Annotated in this window: 16 protein-coding genes; 8 read left to right on the plus strand and 8 right to left on the minus strand. The window is 44.8% G+C overall.

The window, feature by feature from the left end; translation table 11 throughout:
- Nucleotides 1–70 precede the first annotated feature (70 nt).
- The 3 genes from ACQW03_RS19190 to ACQW03_RS19200 all read right to left on the minus strand — a co-directional run bounded on the left by ACQW03_RS19190 (nt 71) and on the right by ACQW03_RS19200 (nt 4,117).
- Nucleotides 71–1,225, minus strand: coding sequence for a VanZ family protein (locus tag ACQW03_RS19190; RefSeq protein ID WP_441951215.1), 1,155 nt, complete (start codon nt 1,223–1,225; stop codon nt 71–73).
- A 7-nt stretch (nt 1,226–1,232) separates the two neighbouring features.
- Nucleotides 1,233–2,576, minus strand: a complete 1,344-nt coding sequence (locus ACQW03_RS19195) for an amino acid permease (protein WP_441951217.1) — start codon at nt 2,574–2,576, stop codon at nt 1,233–1,235.
- A 278-nt stretch (nt 2,577–2,854) separates the two neighbouring features.
- On the minus strand, nt 2,855–4,117 hold the full coding sequence (locus tag ACQW03_RS19200; RefSeq protein WP_441951219.1) for a VWA domain-containing protein: 1,263 nt from the start codon (nt 4,115–4,117) through the stop codon (nt 2,855–2,857).
- Nucleotides 4,118–4,296: 179 nt separating this feature from the next.
- On the opposite strand from ACQW03_RS19200, the gene ACQW03_RS19205 reads away from it, so the two are divergent.
- Nucleotides 4,297–6,291: an ABC transporter substrate-binding protein gene (locus tag ACQW03_RS19205; protein WP_441951221.1), complete on the plus strand. Its 1,995-nt coding sequence runs from the start codon at nt 4,297–4,299 to the stop codon at nt 6,289–6,291.
- Nucleotides 6,292–6,406: 115 nt separating this feature from the next.
- On the opposite strand, the gene ACQW03_RS19210 is transcribed toward ACQW03_RS19205, so the two are convergent.
- Nucleotides 6,407–7,459, minus strand: coding sequence for a 2,3-butanediol dehydrogenase (locus ACQW03_RS19210; RefSeq protein ID WP_220029999.1), 1,053 nt, complete (start codon nt 7,457–7,459; stop codon nt 6,407–6,409).
- 340 nt (nt 7,460–7,799) lie between these two features.
- On the opposite strand from ACQW03_RS19210, the gene ACQW03_RS19215 reads away from it, so the two are divergent.
- Nucleotides 7,800–8,837, plus strand: coding sequence for a LacI family DNA-binding transcriptional regulator (locus tag ACQW03_RS19215; RefSeq protein WP_013311372.1), 1,038 nt, complete (start codon nt 7,800–7,802; stop codon nt 8,835–8,837).
- Nucleotides 8,838–8,945: 108 nt separating this feature from the next.
- Nucleotides 8,946–9,596, plus strand: a complete 651-nt coding sequence (locus ACQW03_RS19220) for a hypothetical protein (protein ID WP_441951224.1) — start codon at nt 8,946–8,948, stop codon at nt 9,594–9,596.
- A gap of 161 nt (nt 9,597–9,757) precedes the next feature.
- Here ACQW03_RS19220 and ACQW03_RS19225 read toward each other — a convergent pair whose 3' ends face one another.
- The gene (locus ACQW03_RS19225; RefSeq protein ID WP_441952432.1) at nt 9,758–10,687 is read right to left on the minus strand and encodes an AraC family transcriptional regulator N-terminal domain-containing protein; all 930 of its coding nucleotides are present in this window, start codon (nt 10,685–10,687) and stop codon (nt 9,758–9,760) included.
- Between the two features lie 199 nt (nt 10,688–10,886).
- Between ACQW03_RS19225 and ACQW03_RS19230 the strand changes: the two genes are divergently transcribed.
- The 4 genes from ACQW03_RS19230 (at nt 10,887) to ACQW03_RS19245 (ending at nt 13,695) form a co-directional block, all read left to right on the plus strand.
- Nucleotides 10,887–11,165: an Atu4866 domain-containing protein gene (locus ACQW03_RS19230; RefSeq protein WP_441951226.1), complete on the plus strand. Its 279-nt coding sequence runs from the start codon at nt 10,887–10,889 to the stop codon at nt 11,163–11,165.
- 39 nt (nt 11,166–11,204) lie between these two features.
- Complete coding sequence (locus tag ACQW03_RS19235; protein WP_441951228.1) at nt 11,205–11,942, plus strand: SDR family oxidoreductase; 738 nt, start codon at nt 11,205–11,207, stop codon at nt 11,940–11,942.
- 221 nt (nt 11,943–12,163) lie between these two features.
- Nucleotides 12,164–12,442, plus strand: a complete 279-nt coding sequence (locus tag ACQW03_RS19240; RefSeq protein ID WP_013311367.1) for an ArsR/SmtB family transcription factor — start codon at nt 12,164–12,166, stop codon at nt 12,440–12,442.
- An 80-nt stretch (nt 12,443–12,522) separates the two neighbouring features.
- Nucleotides 12,523–13,695, plus strand: coding sequence for an MFS transporter (locus ACQW03_RS19245; protein ID WP_441951230.1), 1,173 nt, complete (start codon nt 12,523–12,525; stop codon nt 13,693–13,695).
- A gap of 100 nt (nt 13,696–13,795) precedes the next feature.
- On the opposite strand, the gene ACQW03_RS19250 is transcribed toward ACQW03_RS19245, so the two are convergent.
- The 3 genes from ACQW03_RS19250 to ACQW03_RS19260 form a co-directional block, all read right to left on the minus strand.
- A complete protein-coding gene (locus tag ACQW03_RS19250) occupies nt 13,796–13,942 on the minus strand; it encodes a GNAT family N-acetyltransferase (protein ID WP_233901757.1) in 147 nt (48 codons plus the stop codon).
- A 28-nt stretch (nt 13,943–13,970) separates the two neighbouring features.
- On the minus strand, nt 13,971–14,237 hold the full coding sequence (locus tag ACQW03_RS19255) for a hypothetical protein (RefSeq protein ID WP_441951233.1): 267 nt from the start codon (nt 14,235–14,237) through the stop codon (nt 13,971–13,973).
- A gap of 74 nt (nt 14,238–14,311) precedes the next feature.
- Nucleotides 14,312–14,491, minus strand: a complete 180-nt coding sequence (locus tag ACQW03_RS19260; RefSeq protein ID WP_013311365.1) for a hypothetical protein — start codon at nt 14,489–14,491, stop codon at nt 14,312–14,314.
- 183 nt (nt 14,492–14,674) lie between these two features.
- Here ACQW03_RS19260 and ACQW03_RS19265 point away from each other — a divergent pair, with 183 nt between their 5' ends.
- Nucleotides 14,675–15,046 (plus strand): hypothetical protein, encoded by a 372-nt coding sequence (locus ACQW03_RS19265; protein WP_023989731.1) that lies wholly within the window; start codon nt 14,675–14,677, stop codon nt 15,044–15,046.
- The last annotated feature ends 208 nt before the right edge of the window (nt 15,047–15,254 follow it).

The following is a 15,254-nucleotide window of genomic DNA, read 5'->3' on the forward strand; positions in this document are numbered from 1 at the left end:
GCCTGTTTTTTTATTTGCTTAGATGCAACGTAGATCACGGGTGCTTATCACGTTCTCAGTCTTTCAGTTATCATTTCAAGGTATTCGCTCCCGATGTTTCTGCCGGGTCAGCGGTGTCATTTTGAGGATGATGATAGTGCTTGGGCCATATAATTTGATGTGAAGTATGGCTAAGCTCTTCATAAAATAACGGGGCTTTCTTGAATAGGCGTATGACCAGATGGAAAAAGAACCATCCGTTGATCACCAACAACAAAAGGCTGATCAGAACACTTACCCATGGAGAGACTTGAGACCACAGCACGGGTCCACCCAGTACGTAATTAAGTCCAAAATACACCCAGTACAAGAGACTGTAACGCTTTATGAGCTCCCATAGGGAAATCCGTTGTCCTGTCCCTGTAAGATGAATACGCACCAGCCATTTCCCTGGCGTTCGTCCATTCGTCAGGTAAGGGACTACCATAAAGTAGACCCCACTGGAAAACCAGAAAGCAGCAGACACATGCAGAGACTCCATGATGCCGAGTAGCCCGATCCATATGATAGAATCCACGAAAAAGGCTACGCCCCGTCGGGTATAGGACACTCGCTTCGTTGCCATGTCCACATGCTTGTCCAGATGTTCCAAGCGGGGCAGGAAGCGTGAAAACCATTCGCCCAATAGAAAGCCTAGCATACCGCCTAATGTATTAGCCATTAGATCGTCTACATCGAACACGCGATAGGCATGGTCAAAAAATCCATACAGTCCTGTCAGCTGCGTCACCTCGAAGAAGAGGGAGAGGATAAAGGACAGAATCAGACACCATCCCCATCGTGCACGGAAATAATAACGTAAGAACATACCGAAAGGCACGGTCATCACAACGTTAAAAACGACTTGCAGAAAAGCGCGCTCCTTCAGCAAATGAACATAGCTGGAGGGATGGGCGGGTGAGACGGATGTTTCTCTTATAATGTCATGAACGAACTGCAAGGGCATCAACTGCAACGCTCCCCCGGCTAATGCAGCATTATGACGCGATGACGGAAGCGGTAGTATGACCAGAAAGAAGGCGTTCATTAAGTATAAAAGCATCAAGTAAAGCAGCCATGCTCTAGCCTTGTGAATATAGCCATGCCTTCGATATTGCACGATTAGGAAAGGCAGTGTGAACAATAACGCAGCAAAAGGAAACGCAAGAAAGGCATACGAAACAGGAAACAGGTAAGATTGAATCATGTGCTGCTTACGCCTGCTTTCTCCGGAACTTCACCAAAGACCAGATGACCAGAAATGCCATGAAAGCCACGCACACGCTAATGCTAATGCGATTTTGCGGGTCAAGCAAGAATAGGAACGCAATTACCCATAGACATCCCACTGTAACCGCCGTTACATAAGGGAATCCCCATATCTTGAAAGTAGGCTCCACTGGATAAGATTTGCGCAATTTCAATTGGGACAGACAAATGCAGCTCCAGACGAGCAGCACAACGAAGCCAGGCACAGCCATCAAAATACGGAACAGCCCGTCCTGAGCGACATAAGCAACCATGGAACCGACAATCAGGACTACAGCACACAATTTGAGACTATTTACCGGAACCCCGTTTGAAGATAAGCGAGCGAGTGATTTGGGACCTTCTCCATTGATAGCCAGCGAATGCAGCATACGTGTAGCTCCGTAAATCCCCGAATTGGCGGCAGACAGTACGGCAGTGATCAGAATAAAGTTCATAACATGAGCCGAGCCTTGAAGCCCTACAGAAGACAATACCTGTACAAACGGGCTGGTATTCGCATCCAGTTGGTTCCAAGGAATCAAGCCACAAATGATGAGAATGGGCAACGTATAGAACAAAACAACGCGAAGAATAAAGCTTTTAACCACTCTAGGCAGTACCTTTTCCGGATTTTCTGTCTCCGTCAACGTCAGTCCAATCAGCTCGGACCCTCCGTATGAAAAGGTAACGACCAGCAGCGCTGAAAAGATAGCCAACCAGCCATTGGGTAGAAATCCGCCGTGCTGCACGTAGTTGCTTAGATAAGGTGGAGTTTCAGTGGGAATAATCCCGAACAGTATACAGCCACCCAAGGCGATGAAGATAATAATCATGGCAATCTTAATACCCGCAAGCCAAAATTCCAGCTCCCCAAAACCGCCGACACTCAGCATGTTGACGACAATAATGAAAGCCGCACTCACTAAACTGAGTACCCATAGAGGCACATCTGGCAACCAATATTGCAGGAAGCTCCCCGCAGCAATGACCTCAATGATACAGACAGCCAGCCACATGAAGCAATACAACCAGCCGATAATAAAGGACAATCGTTCTCCAAAAGCTTTGCGAATAAAATCCTTCATATTCATGTTGGGGTAGACGGTAGCCATCTCGGCAATTGCGCCCATAACGACTAAGAGCAAGAGTCCTGCGAAGACATAGGATAAAATAACTCCAGGTCCCGCCAAGCTAATCGTTTCGGTACTTCCTTTAAAAATTCCCGTTCCGATAACTCCACCCATAGCCATAAAGGTAATGTGCCGTGGGAGCAGCTTTTTGTGCAAATTTGCTTCATTTGATTTCAAAATGAAATCCTCCTTCATATAGTGTATAGCTTCAGCATGGCCCAACAGGGTTACTTCAATTAGACTTATACTACATGAAAATATCCAATTAGGAAATGAAATAAATAGGATCTGGTAGGGAGATTGAAAACGCTAGAGGATAAACTGAAGAAAACCGAGGAAAACAGAGGCAAAATGCTGGCGCTGATGATTGCTCTATCTGCGGTCATTCTGCCTTTATTGTTCTGCTCGGCGGATATTTAAGTGATCATGTAGGAGTATCGCATTGCGGTGAAGAATTAGCTCCGCAATATTCCTTTAGCCCGCACTTGCTTGAGCCAACCAGGAAACTCATTCAGCAGACGGTCGTACAATTCTGCGTCTGTCACGGACTCAATGTCATCCAAGGCAAAGAAATCTGCATTATCCACTACGCGACCGCGCAGATTATCCAACTTTTGAAGGACTCCAAAATCAGCATTACCAAGACCGATAAATTGCCAGAAAATAGGAGTTTTCGAGCACTTGATCAGCAACTTTGATATTTTTTTCGTTTCATATACGCCACCGTCACTGAAAAAGATAATGTAGGTCGGGATTGTTTCATTGGGTACCTCTTTTGTATATTTTAAAATAATATCCTCTATCACTTCAGGCTCATTGTTACCAAATCCAATATTTCCGTATCCGATTTCTGGGAAATTTCGTTTTACGTAATTCTCGTAATCTCGTTCCGTGACGCTTGGAGCACGTTTGGCTTTGTCCGCAAAAAGCCATACATCCATTTCACCGTCATCATCCATGCAGGCCGATACAGCCAGAACACGTTCAAAGGCTTTTTGCACGGTTCCCTTAGAGTACAGTTTCGCCATGGAAGCAGAAGCGTCTAATACAACCGCTACTCGTGCTTTTTCCCGGTCTATCTTCTTCTTTTGGAGTGAAATTTGTACCTTCTGTTTAAGCAGATTAATTCTTCCATTCACAGGAGAAGGCTGCTTCACGCCGGCTTTATCCGCTGACGGTGCTGCTGGCGATTCCGTTTCCTCTACGGTGACACCATGAGCTTCGGCGAGCGGCTTTAGTCCTCCATTGAAACCACGCCCAACTGCGCGAAGCTTGAAGCCAGACGTATGGCGGTATATTTCAGCGAATACGAGTGACGTTTCTTTGGTAGCTTCGGTGATGCTGTAGGTGATATGGGATTGCTTGCCTTGAGAAGTAAGTGAGCAGCCGACCACATCGGCAAAAGTACCCGGGCCGTCCAGTGTGGCCGCAAACACACATTTTTCCACTCCGGTTCGTTCCAGTTCCTGGAGCGCTACAGTAAACTCAGTGGTTCTGTCATTTGGACGCTGTAACCGTACATGGCCGTGCGGGTCAGCGGGTTGATTGTAAAAAATGAAATAGTCATCTGAGGAAACCTTTCCGTCTGCTCCTACCATAAAACAGCTAACATCCAGTTCGGCAGGTGCATGCTTCCATGTAATGGTGACCCGCACCGTATCTTCCTTACCGAATGGTGCATTAGCTCCTGTACTCAATGCAATGTTGGGACCGCTCATGCTGTCAAACCCCCTATGTATTTTAAATCTTATATTTATACAAATTGTACCATGGAAATGGTATATTCACCTTGTTTCGTGCAGGAATATTTGTCTCATGGTAGACGCAGTAAAAGATGATATATAATAAGGTTGGTTTGAAAAAAAGTATGATATTTATGAAGCGGAGGCTTTGATACGTGAAGCAGGATCGACAAAAGCAGGCAGGTTCCCATACCGGGATGAGCAAGGGACATGAAGCTGATGAGTTAAACAAACTGCTGTCCCTATGGCTTCATTCGTCGATCCGTGTCATGGATGTCCGGCATATTCGACTGGAGCCGGAAGAGTTGCTTCAACCGTATCGTCTTCCTGCGCAGGCTTTTGTATTTGTATTGCAGGGTAGCGTGCGTTTGGATGGTGATTGGAGGGATACGCCACATTCAGGGTACGTACTGCATGGCAGCAAAGGCTTTGAACTGAATATGAAACCCTCGCAATACGGGATAGAATATATCCTTGTACTATATAAAGCGACTTCTCTATCGGGACACACGATGTATAATCATCCTTCGATAGCTCATGGTTTTGTACCGCCTTATCCGGTTATACTGTACCAAAAGCTGCAACTACTGGAGTACGCATGGCAGGATCATGAGGCGCTATCCAAGATTCAGGCTCAGGCTCGGTTCTATGATTTTGCATATGAATGTATGCGGCAATTGCAGGAACCGAAGGCTCGAACTTCTGCGCGGGATATCGTGACACAGGCGATTCGATTTATGCAGGATCATTACGCGGAGTCCGTAACGCTGGAACGTTTGGCCGTATTATTGGAATGCAGTCCGAGACATCTGACTCGGTTATTTAAAAAACAAACGGATTGTAGCCCGATTATGTACTTGATTCAACTGCGAATGGACAAGGCGAAGGAGCTTTTGCGGAAGACGGATGCGACTTTACAGGATATCGCTGTCAGTGTGGGGTACCCGGATGTCTATTTCTTTAGCCGGGCATTCAAAAAATATACGGGTGTATCTCCGGTTCATTACCGGGACAGCCTATATTCATCTGCTTTTGTGAGAGATACCAGTCTGGATAATCCATTAAGCATGTCCGAATGTTCCATTGATTCGATAAGTGGCGCCCTGCATACTGTTATTGAGGATAATAATCATTATCAAAATCATGATGAAGGGATTTTACGAATGAATAGAAACGCAAAGCATTCCATGGCATTTATTTTATTGCTTAGTTTTACCCTGCTGCTCAGCGCGTGCTCAGGCACATCCAGTCCTACGGCAACCGATGGCGCTTCGCAAGGGACCAATAATACATCAGCGGAACCAACATCACAGGAAAGGGTGCTGAAGGATGCACTTGGGCATGAGGTGAAAATTCCGGCTCAGCCTCAGCGTGTGATCGCTTCTTATCTGGAGGATCATCTGGTTGCGCTGGGGGTCAAACCTGTAGCCCAATGGTCGGTAGGTAAAAATTCAGTTCAAGGTTACCTGCAAAAAGAACTGAAGGACGTTCCTACCATTGCTTCAGATCTTCCGTTTGAGGCGGTTCTGAACTTCAAGCCTGATTTGATCATTATGGACAGTGCGAGCATGGTGGAAGGCGACAAATATAATCAATACTCTAAAATTGCTCCAACCTACGTGGTAGGCAGTAATATGAACAATGATTGGCGTGAAGAGCTGCTGACCGTGGGTGAGGTGCTGAATAAGAGCAATGAAGCGAAGCAGGCATTGAGCAACTACGACAAAAAAGCAGCAGAGGCTAAAGCCAAGCTGAGTCAGACGGTGGGACAAAAAACTGCGGCGGCTTTATGGGTAACGGATAAAAACGTGTATGTCGTAAACCAGAATCTATCCAGCGGTGATGTATTGTATAAGGATTTGGGATTCAAGATTCCACAAGTCGTACAGGAGATTTCCAAAACGGCTAAGGCGAACTGGAGTAATTTATCGCTGGAGAAGCTGGCCGAGCTGGATGCGGATTATATCTTTATCGTGAACAGCAAAAACGTAAGTAAAGAAGATATTGTAAAAGATCCTGTATGGGCGGGAATTCCAGCCGTTAAAGAAGGCCACGTATACGATTTTGGTAAGGATTCCAGCTGGTTGTATACAGGTACAATTGCAAACAGTCAAATGATTGACGATGTTCTGAAAAATGTAACTAAGTAATCCAAATGGTAATCAAAAAACGCTACTCATCTTGACGACAGCATGTCGCAGGAAGGAGAGCGTTTTTTTATAAAAAGATGTCTGCATAGAACAGACATCTGGTTTATTTTCTAAATTAGGCTTGCGGAGATACCAGGATTTTAACCTGATTTTTCTCTTTCAGGAGACCTTCAAAACCTTGCTCAATCACTTCTTCGAGCTTAATACGTTTGGTAACCAGCTTGTCGGCAGGGAAATAACCTTTTTCCATCAGGCTGATGACAGCTGGGAATACATCACGGTAGCCGATAATACCAGTAAGATTGCGTTCCTTCATAACGATATTGTTAGGCTTGATCGGAGCTTCTTTTTCAAAAATGCTGACGATCATGATTTGTCCGCTAATTTTAGTGGATTCAATAGCTTGAGTCAGTACAGGAGGTACTCCAGTGACTTCATAGGCTACATCTACACCGCCGTTAGTCCGTTTGTGCAGTTCTTCCACTACATCATAAGTCTTAGGATCAAGCACAATAGCACCCAGCTCTTCAGCTTTAGCTTTGCGTTCCTCGGAAAGCTCTACTGCATAAATCTCAGATGCACCCGAAGCTTTCAACGCTTCAATAACTAGCAAGCCGATAGGACCAGCGCCAAATACTACAGCTTTGTCGCCGACTTTCAGTTGGCTTTGGCGAACAGCATACAAAGCAACGGCCGAAGGCTCTACCAATGCGCCTTGCTCGAAAGATACGCTTTCTGGAATTTTGTGAACCATGTGCTCGTCAGCTGCGACATATTCAGAAAATCCACCGCCACCGCCTGCGAGACCGAGGAAGCCCATTTTATCGCAAAGATTATATTTGCCTTGTTTACATGCATCACATTTTCCACATGCAAAAACCGGTTCTACAACGACACGGTCGCCAACCTGAATCTTGGTTACACCTTCACCGATTTCGACGACTTGTCCAGAGAATTCATGTCCCATTACGATCGGCGCTTTTTCGCCAGTCAATGGATGCTGAGCATCTTGGGGAATGAAGATCGGTCCAGCTACATATTCGTGAAGATCACTTCCGCAAATGCCACACCATTCTACTTTGATTTTTACTTTTCCTGCCAGAGCAGCGGGCTGCTCAATATTTTCCAATCTTAAGTCTTTTACTCCATGCCATCTCAATGCTTGCATGTCTGTCATCTCCTTGACGAATATATGATCATTGCCTCTATGAAAGTGAATGAATTAGGAAACGTTTCCGAAAAATAATATGTCACAATTTTTACACATTGTCAAACCAATTTCATACAAAAAGCACTTGATTTTTTTGTGAATATAATCACTTGTGACTACAGTGCTATATTTGGCTCGTTACTTTTATACAAAGAGATTTTGTGAATTTTTCAGGTGAAGCAAAGACAAGAAGAAAACGACTTCAATTTTTAGACACTCATTCTGTGGTATAATATCAACATTAAGACTTTATTTTAGAAAGTCAGAAAACGATTCCGTTCTTGAAAGGATTTTGGGCGTGACAGATCAAAAGAAAGTAACCATAGAGGATGTAGCCAAGCGGGCAGGAGTCGGTATAGCGACTGTCTCCAGAGCTATTAATGATAGTGAGGGCATCAGCCCGAGAACGAAAGCCTTAATTTTGCAAGTGATTGAAGAGATGGGGTTTACGCCCAACACCTCGGCTCAGAGCTTGAAAGTTCGTCAGACACGACAAATCGCACTGGCCGTGCCAGACATTCGTAACGCGATTATTCCAGAGATCGCTTGGTCCGTAGAGCAGGCCGCCAAGCAGCATGGTTACCGGGTCGTGCAAATCAATACCGCCGGGAATGCCAGAATGGAGCTTGAAACAGTTCGTGAGGTCAAGAAGCTGCATGTCGACGGGCTCATCATTATGCCGCTAGCGTATCCCAAAATGTTGGTAGATCTGATTAACAAAGCCAGCGTTCCCGTGTCCATTATTAACTATGGCAAGAAGCTGGGCGAAGATGTCAAAGCGGATATCGTCAGTCTGGCCCGGCAAGAGGGAAGACTCGTGATGGAGCATTTGCTTAAAATCGGCAGAACAAGAATTGCCTATGCAGGTGCTGCGAAGGACAAAATCGAGGAAAGATACTTCGCTTATGAGCAGTCTCTCCAGCATGTGGACCCTTCACTCGTTTATTTTGGCGATGATTTCTCCTTTGAGACAGGGCTGCGCGCAGCCGATTATTTTTACAGCTTGAAACATATGCCGGATGCTATTTATGCGGTTAACGATATGGTGGCGATAGGGATCGTCAATCGATTTAAGGATTTGGGCGTAAAAGTGCCAGATGAGGTTGCTGTAGTCGGTATTGATAACAATCTGTGGGCTATGGTAACGACCCCTCAGATCAGCTCAGTTTCCATCATGGGGGAAGAGGTGGCACGGTTGGCTGCGGAGTTGCTGCTCAAGCGGATTCAGGAACAGACACCTGGGGACTATGAGCGTGTGCAATTCGAGCCTCGCCTGATCGTGAGGGAATCGAGCGTCTCTGTGATCCGTAAGCCTACGGTGGGACGTGACGCGTAGAAGTCTAGATGAAATCTTCCTATCGTTATAACGATAGATGAACGAGGTTATGAGTGGATTTTGGGCAATTATAACGACCACTGTTTGTTCAGACAGGAGAGTGGATTCATGTTAAAAGGTAATGGGTTTGTATCTGTAGCTTGTACTGCACTATTGCTGGTTGTAACCATAGGGTGCACTCCCCATCCAGTGGGACAGGATACTGAAACTGCGGCGCCGTCCGGGGCAAACAATGGAGAGTCCAAGCAAACTGCAGTCAATACGCAGCATACCCAGCAAAGTAAAGAGGAGCTAGTGCTGTCCTTTTATAAGGATTCATCCCTCAGTGATGAAGTAAAAGTCCGTCATATGACGGACCATTTAGCAGGAATTCAATGGGGAAAGATGAACAAAATCAATGAACATCAAAGCCTGGAAATTATCGAATATCTGTATAGGCAGCGTGCTTTTATTCCATCGGAAAGCTTTGCAAATGTGATCCAGGCTTCTGACGGATTGGATGGAGCTTTAAGCGAAAGCTATGCTGGTCTTATGGGAGATTTGTTTACAAGAGATAGAACTGCGATGACTCGAGCATTGGCAAATATGGACAAAACCAACCGCACACAAGGTATAGGAAGCATCGGGTATGCTCTCAGCTATAGAGAACCAAAGGAAGTCAAGAAAGAGATTCAACAATGGCAGGCAGGACAAAAGCTTACTACGGCAGAGAAGGATGTTATCCGAGCCTTGTTCGTCAAGTTGGATAATCCATATTGATGCTCAAATAGTGATGACCACATGCATAGAGGGATATATTGAACAGCCGCGTCTCTACCGGAGGAGCGGCTGTTTTGTGCTGTTTTTTTACATCCTGGCATTTATGGTTGGGATAAACGTTAGTAGAACCATTGGTTTCAGATGTTCATCTAACAATGGGTTCAAGTGGTCGGGTGATCCTGATCTGAGAGCAAGCGTTTGATATCACTAATTGGAGGCAGGCCGAACAAGCGGGCGTATTCGCGGCTGAATTGTGAGGGACTCTCGTAACCTACCTGAAAACCGACATCCGCCGCATCCGCTGATTCGGATAACAACAGGCGGCGGGACTCTTGTAGACGTAATTGTTTTTGATATTGCATTGGGCTCATAGCCGTAACCTCTTTAAAATGACGATGTAGTGACGAAGGACTCATATTCGCTAGTTTGGACAATTCCTCAATACGTAACGGCTTATCATAATCCTGCTTAATCCGCTTTATGACTTCTGCGATTCGGTTGGAATGGCTGCCGGTCATGACCAGTTGTTTTAAGGATTCCCCCTGATTACCCTGTAAAATCCTATACAGTATCTCACGAATGACTAATGGAGCTAGCACCGGAACATCCTGTGGGCTTTGCAAAAGATGCACTAGCCTTACCACGGCATCCAGCAGTAGAGAGTTGGTTTGGCTTACATATAAGCCTCGTCTGGAATCAGGCATTGGGCTTGTGGGAAAAGCAGATTCCTTCATCAGGTCCAAAACCTGATGCGGATCAAAATTGAGCCGGAGGCACAAATAAGGAGCTTCTGCTGACGCTTGGATAACCTGCCCCGAGATCGGCAAATCCACCGACACAACAAGGTAGTCGGATGTGCCGTAATGGTAACTTTCCTCTGCGAGCATCACGACTTTTTTGCCTTGTGCCACAATACATAAAGCAGGTTCATGAACTTGATGTATCGGAACGGTTGTATTTGAACTTCGGACGAAATGAAGCGAAGGTATGGCTGTAGTGAGAACTCCGTCCTGATTTGAAAATCGTTCTATGAGCCTTGCCAACTCGGCTTGTTTTTCCATGGTAGAACCCTCTATTTTGGTTGCCCCCATCATGACACATCCCTTCTTTGCAACGTAGTCCGTTTTCATTTTCAGTAGTTTATTACATATTAAGGGGCTTTGGAGGATTAGGCAATAATTTGCTCTGATTCTTCTACCGGGCTGATGGACATTCCTCTCATAATAAGATGCAGATACAACACCTAATGAGAAATTGAGAAAAAAATAGAAGTGCAAAGGAGTGAGAGTCATGGAGAGTAACAAAGCGGGAAAAAGTGTACACGCTTCGCAGCATCCCTATATAGGGATGTGGGTAACTGAAGACGGAAATATCCGTCACGAACTCTTGCTTAATGACCGTTATGATGAAGCACGGGGTCAGAGACAAAGTGCCTATACAGGCAGCTATATCTTAGAAGATGACTATATCGAATATGTAGACGACACCGGATTTACGGCAGATGGTGTATTCAAAAATGGTGTTTTGTATCATGCAGGGATGGTTTTTTACAGGGAAGTAAAAAAGTAATCTGTTTCAGTGATATTTTTAACTAGAGGAGGAATAAGAATGTTGGATATTAAAGGGAAAGTCGTAGCTATTACGGGGGCAAGTAGTGGGATCGGTGAAGCTACTGCCCGTTTACTTGCTCACCATGGGGCTCATGTAATATTAGGGGCCAGACGCACAGAGCGACTGGAGGCTCTGACATCCGAGATTCGTTCTAAAGGTGGAGCGGCTGAATATCAGCAACTGGATGTGACTAAGAGGGACCAGATGGAAGCGTTCATTAAGTACGCGGAAAAAACATTTGGGCGTGTGGATGTAATTTTGAACAATGCGGGAGTGATGCCTCTTTCAAAATTAGAAGCCCTGAAGGTAGAGGAATGGGATCGCATGATTGATGTAAATATACGGGGCGTTCTGCATGGGATTGCGGCAGGGCTTCCGATTATGAAAAAGCAAGGATTTGGTCAGTTTATCAATATCGCCTCTATTGGCGCGTATAGTGTAACCCCGACTGCAGCGGTGTATTGCGCAACGAAGTATGCGGTTCGGGCGATTTCTGAAGGATTGCGTTTGGAGGTGGGGGGAGATATTCGTGTGACGCTGGTATCGCCGGGAGTAACCGAATCTGAGCTTGCTGACAGTATTTCAGATGAAGAGGCCCGGCAAGGAATGAAAGAGTACCGTCGTATTTCGATTTCGCCTGATGCCATTGCCCGTTCCATTCTGTATGCCATGGAGCAGCCAGCAGATGTAGATGTTAATGAAATTATTGTCAGACCCACGGCAAGCCCGAATTAACGCCATGGCATCCATGATTCTCCCTCTCTACTCAGATCATTTTCCCTCCATCCTTTATGGATGGGGGGTTATTCATCGGATGAGAAAGAACATTATTCACACCACAGAGTGTGAAATAGCTGTACCTTTATAATAAACGGGTTTACTTTTACAAATGTTTGTGATAACTTTATTTCGACAAACATCGAAATTAAGACTGGAACAGAAGGGAGCCGAACAGGGTGAAAGATACAACAGAGATGCAGCAAGCTGTAAAAATATATAAAGCACTTGGAGAACCCACTCGTCTCAAGATAGCACTTCTGCTAAAAGAGGAAAGTGACCAATGCTGCTCTGTGCTGGGCGAGAAGCTGAACAGTGTAGCTATTTCAACACTATCGCACCATCTGAAGCAAATGGCAGAGTCGGGGCTGCTCACATACCGTAAAGAGGGGACGTTTATTTATTACAGCTTGGATGTGGAAGCAGCGCAGAAATATGCCCCGTTCCTGATAACATAAATTTTTTTTAGTCTTAATTTCGATATTTGTAAAAATATGAAAATATAAGAATACCAAAAGAAAAGAGGCGTTATTTAAAAATGCAGAGCACGTGGAAAGTGTATATTTTGGCAATTGTTAGTTTTTTGGTAGGCACATCCGAATACATTATCTCAGGCGTTTTGGATCAGATTGCAACAACCATGGGGATTACGGTGTCCGCAGCGGGTCAGCTGATTACAGTCTTTTCCCTTGCTTACGCGATTGGCACGCCGATTCTGATGGCAGTAACCGCTAAATGGGACAGACGCAAGCTGCTCTTGAGTTCGCTCGGATTATTTGCAGTAGCCAATGTCCTCTCCTTTATTCTGCCGGGTTTTGGAATGTTTATCGCCGCGCGTATTCTTATGGCCCTCGGGGCGGGGATGGTCGTGGTTACAGCACTGAGCATTGCAGCAAAAATTGCCCCAGCCGGCAAGCAGGCCAGTTCTATTGCTACAGTCACTATGGGTTTTACAGCTTCGCTGATTATCGGGGTGCCGCTTGGGAGAATGATATCTTCTGCATATGGCTGGAAAACCGTATTTCTCGGCATCGCGTTGACAGGGATTATTGCCCTAATTGTTATATCTATGACAATTCCCCGCTTAAAAGGAGATCGACCAGTCCCCTTACTACAACAGTTTGCTCTTCTGAAAAAGCCTGAAGTTGCTTTGGGATTAGGTATTACCTTCTTTTGGCTAGGAGGTTATTCACTCGCGTATACGTACATCTCACCGTACTTGCTGAATGTATCAGGTGTAGGAGAGGATATGCTAAGCTCAGTATTGCTCGCCTTCGGAATTGCCAGTCTAATCGGATCAAAAATTGGTGGGTACAGTGCGGATAAAAAGGGTATACCCTTTACATTATTAGGAGGCATGGTGTTGCACGGTATTTCCTTACTCTTACTTCCTTTTGCCGCTCATTCCCTGATCGCAGTATTTGCTTTATTGATCCTTTGGTCGTTCGCAGCCTGGACAACTGGACCTACTCAACAATATAATCTGGTCACACTTGTGCCTGAATCTTCCGGTGTGATGCTGAGTCTCAATCAGTCTACGATGCAGCTTGCTATGGCAGCCGGAGCCGGAATCGGCGGTGTAGTTGTTGGTCAGGTTTCGCTGGCTTCCATCACTTGGTTTGGAGCAGCAGGGGTCGGTATCGCTATTGTGGCTACGTATTTACTTACACGAAGATCCTCAGTTCAAACACAAGTGGGTGTTACGGAGTAAAGTGTATAGATAAGTGAAGAGGAGGCCCAGTGATGAAGGTGACATTGGGGCCTTCTTTGATTTGTATGAGCAATAATATGCTCTCTTGCAGTAGGAGGGCTTATTCAAACGCAATATCAGTGATTTTGCCGCCTTCCTCAAAGCCGATATTTTTATAAACTTGATTGGAAACCGAATTTTTTAAATCTGCATATAGCATGGGTACTAAATGCTCATTTTCCAAAATGAAACATAGCTCGGATACCATTGCGCTGGCAAAACCTTTCTTTCGCAAATTAGGCGGAGTATAGGGTGGTTCCTTTTAAATAACGTAAGAGTTCTTCTATATGGGTCAATTTATGATTATCTGTGATTTGTTGTGAGATCCATAGCCAAGCCTTATGTCCGGGTGATTGAGCAAAGATCATATTTTTATCGGACGTTTTGAGGCATGTTGACCCTTCTGATTCACAAATTAGATGGATCAAATTGTATCGAACTTCATCAGCTAAAAATTGATTTTGATTTGATATATCGTCGTTTGGGACTAGTAGCTCAATCATGACTCTGCCTCCTAAATATGAGTTATGACCAGAACAAAAAGTAGAAATCTATGAAGATTCAGTTGTTATATCTACTAGGATTTAAACTTCCGCGCTATAAGCTTCTTATTTTTTTGTCGCCAAATCCATCTTTCGATAAAGTTTTTTTCTTTTCTTTCCTGAAGTGTTTCTTTCATACCCTTAATAAGAAACTCGGATCTTCGCTTGTCGTTTCTGCTAATTTCACGTAGTTCCTCAATAAATTTATCGTCCATGTCCGCATCTCCGTTAGTTCAAGATTTTCCAAATTGCTTAGCTAGATTATACAGAACATATGTTCCTTTTTCAAGTCTGCATCTGCTCTATTCAATCACATAACTATTTTTAGATGGATGCTGCGAGGCCCGCGCCAATCGGATGGTGAAGCATAAGATGAAGTTGAAAGGAGGAATTACAACATGGACAACAAAGCATATGTATCTCAAACTTATCCACGTCTTACAGTCTACAACGAAGAAAATTTTCGGGGTTCCAGGAGAGTATTCAGAGGAAACCTAGGCATTCGTAATACCGATAACATTCTCAACGGCATCGAAAGTCTGCGTTTCTTTTCTACTAGCAGTAATGCTACACTTGTACTCTTTACTGGCACGCGGTTTAGAGGTAACTTCCGTGTGTTTAGAGGCAATCGCAACATCGCCGACCTGGATGATCTGATTCGCGGGAATGATGTGGAATCTATTATTTCTACCAATCAACGTCTGACGTTGCAGCAAATCCGTAATATCCGCAGTAGCGGTAGACTTCCATCGGGCTATCGAATCATCTAACGGCCTTATTTCGACTTCATAAACCATTTTACAAGACTGTTTCAGGAGCTTGCAACTTTCGGGCTTCCGGGGCAGTCTCTCTATTTGTACACGCGACTTACATACTCGAATGATGAGAGGAACTGTATGGGAGAATGGGACGTTGTCAGCAGTCAACATCAGCTCAATGTTCATGAAAATAGATAAAGGAGGGCATACGATATGTCCT

Origin of the sequence: Paenibacillus sp. DRB1-1, assembly GCF_052119485.1 — a bacterium.
GTDB lineage: Bacteria > Bacillota > Bacilli > Paenibacillales > Paenibacillaceae > Paenibacillus > Paenibacillus polymyxa_B.

Excerpts from the sequence above, each read along its gene's own strand:
- ACQW03_RS19260 (WP_013311365.1), bottom strand. The coding sequence starts at position 14,491 with ATGGACGATAAATTTATTGAGGAACTACGTGAAATTAGCAGAAACGAC.
- ACQW03_RS19235 (WP_441951228.1), top strand. The coding sequence starts at position 11,205 with ATGTTGGATATTAAAGGGAAAGTCGTAGCTATTACGGGGGCAAGTAGT.
- ACQW03_RS19245 (WP_441951230.1), top strand. The coding sequence starts at position 12,523 with ATGCAGAGCACGTGGAAAGTGTATATTTTGGCAATTGTTAGTTTTTTG.
- ACQW03_RS19210 (WP_220029999.1), bottom strand. The coding sequence starts at position 7,459 with ATGCAAGCATTGAGATGGCATGGAGTAAAAGACTTAAGATTGGAAAAT.
- ACQW03_RS19265 (WP_023989731.1), top strand. The coding sequence starts at position 14,675 with ATGGACAACAAAGCATATGTATCTCAAACTTATCCACGTCTTACAGTC.
- ACQW03_RS19230 (WP_441951226.1), top strand. The coding sequence starts at position 10,887 with ATGGAGAGTAACAAAGCGGGAAAAAGTGTACACGCTTCGCAGCATCCC.
- ACQW03_RS19200 (WP_441951219.1), bottom strand. The coding sequence starts at position 4,117 with ATGAGCGGTCCCAACATTGCATTGAGTACAGGAGCTAATGCACCATTC.
- ACQW03_RS19190 (WP_441951215.1), bottom strand. The coding sequence starts at position 1,225 with ATGATTCAATCTTACCTGTTTCCTGTTTCGTATGCCTTTCTTGCGTTT.
- ACQW03_RS19255 (WP_441951233.1), bottom strand. The coding sequence starts at position 14,237 with ATGATTGAGCTACTAGTCCCAAACGACGATATATCAAATCAAAATCAA.
- ACQW03_RS19225 (WP_441952432.1), bottom strand. The coding sequence starts at position 10,687 with ATGGGGGCAACCAAAATAGAGGGTTCTACCATGGAAAAACAAGCCGAG.
- ACQW03_RS19220 (WP_441951224.1), top strand. The coding sequence starts at position 8,946 with ATGTTAAAAGGTAATGGGTTTGTATCTGTAGCTTGTACTGCACTATTG.
- ACQW03_RS19250 (WP_233901757.1), bottom strand. The coding sequence starts at position 13,942 with ATGGTATCCGAGCTATGTTTCATTTTGGAAAATGAGCATTTAGTACCC.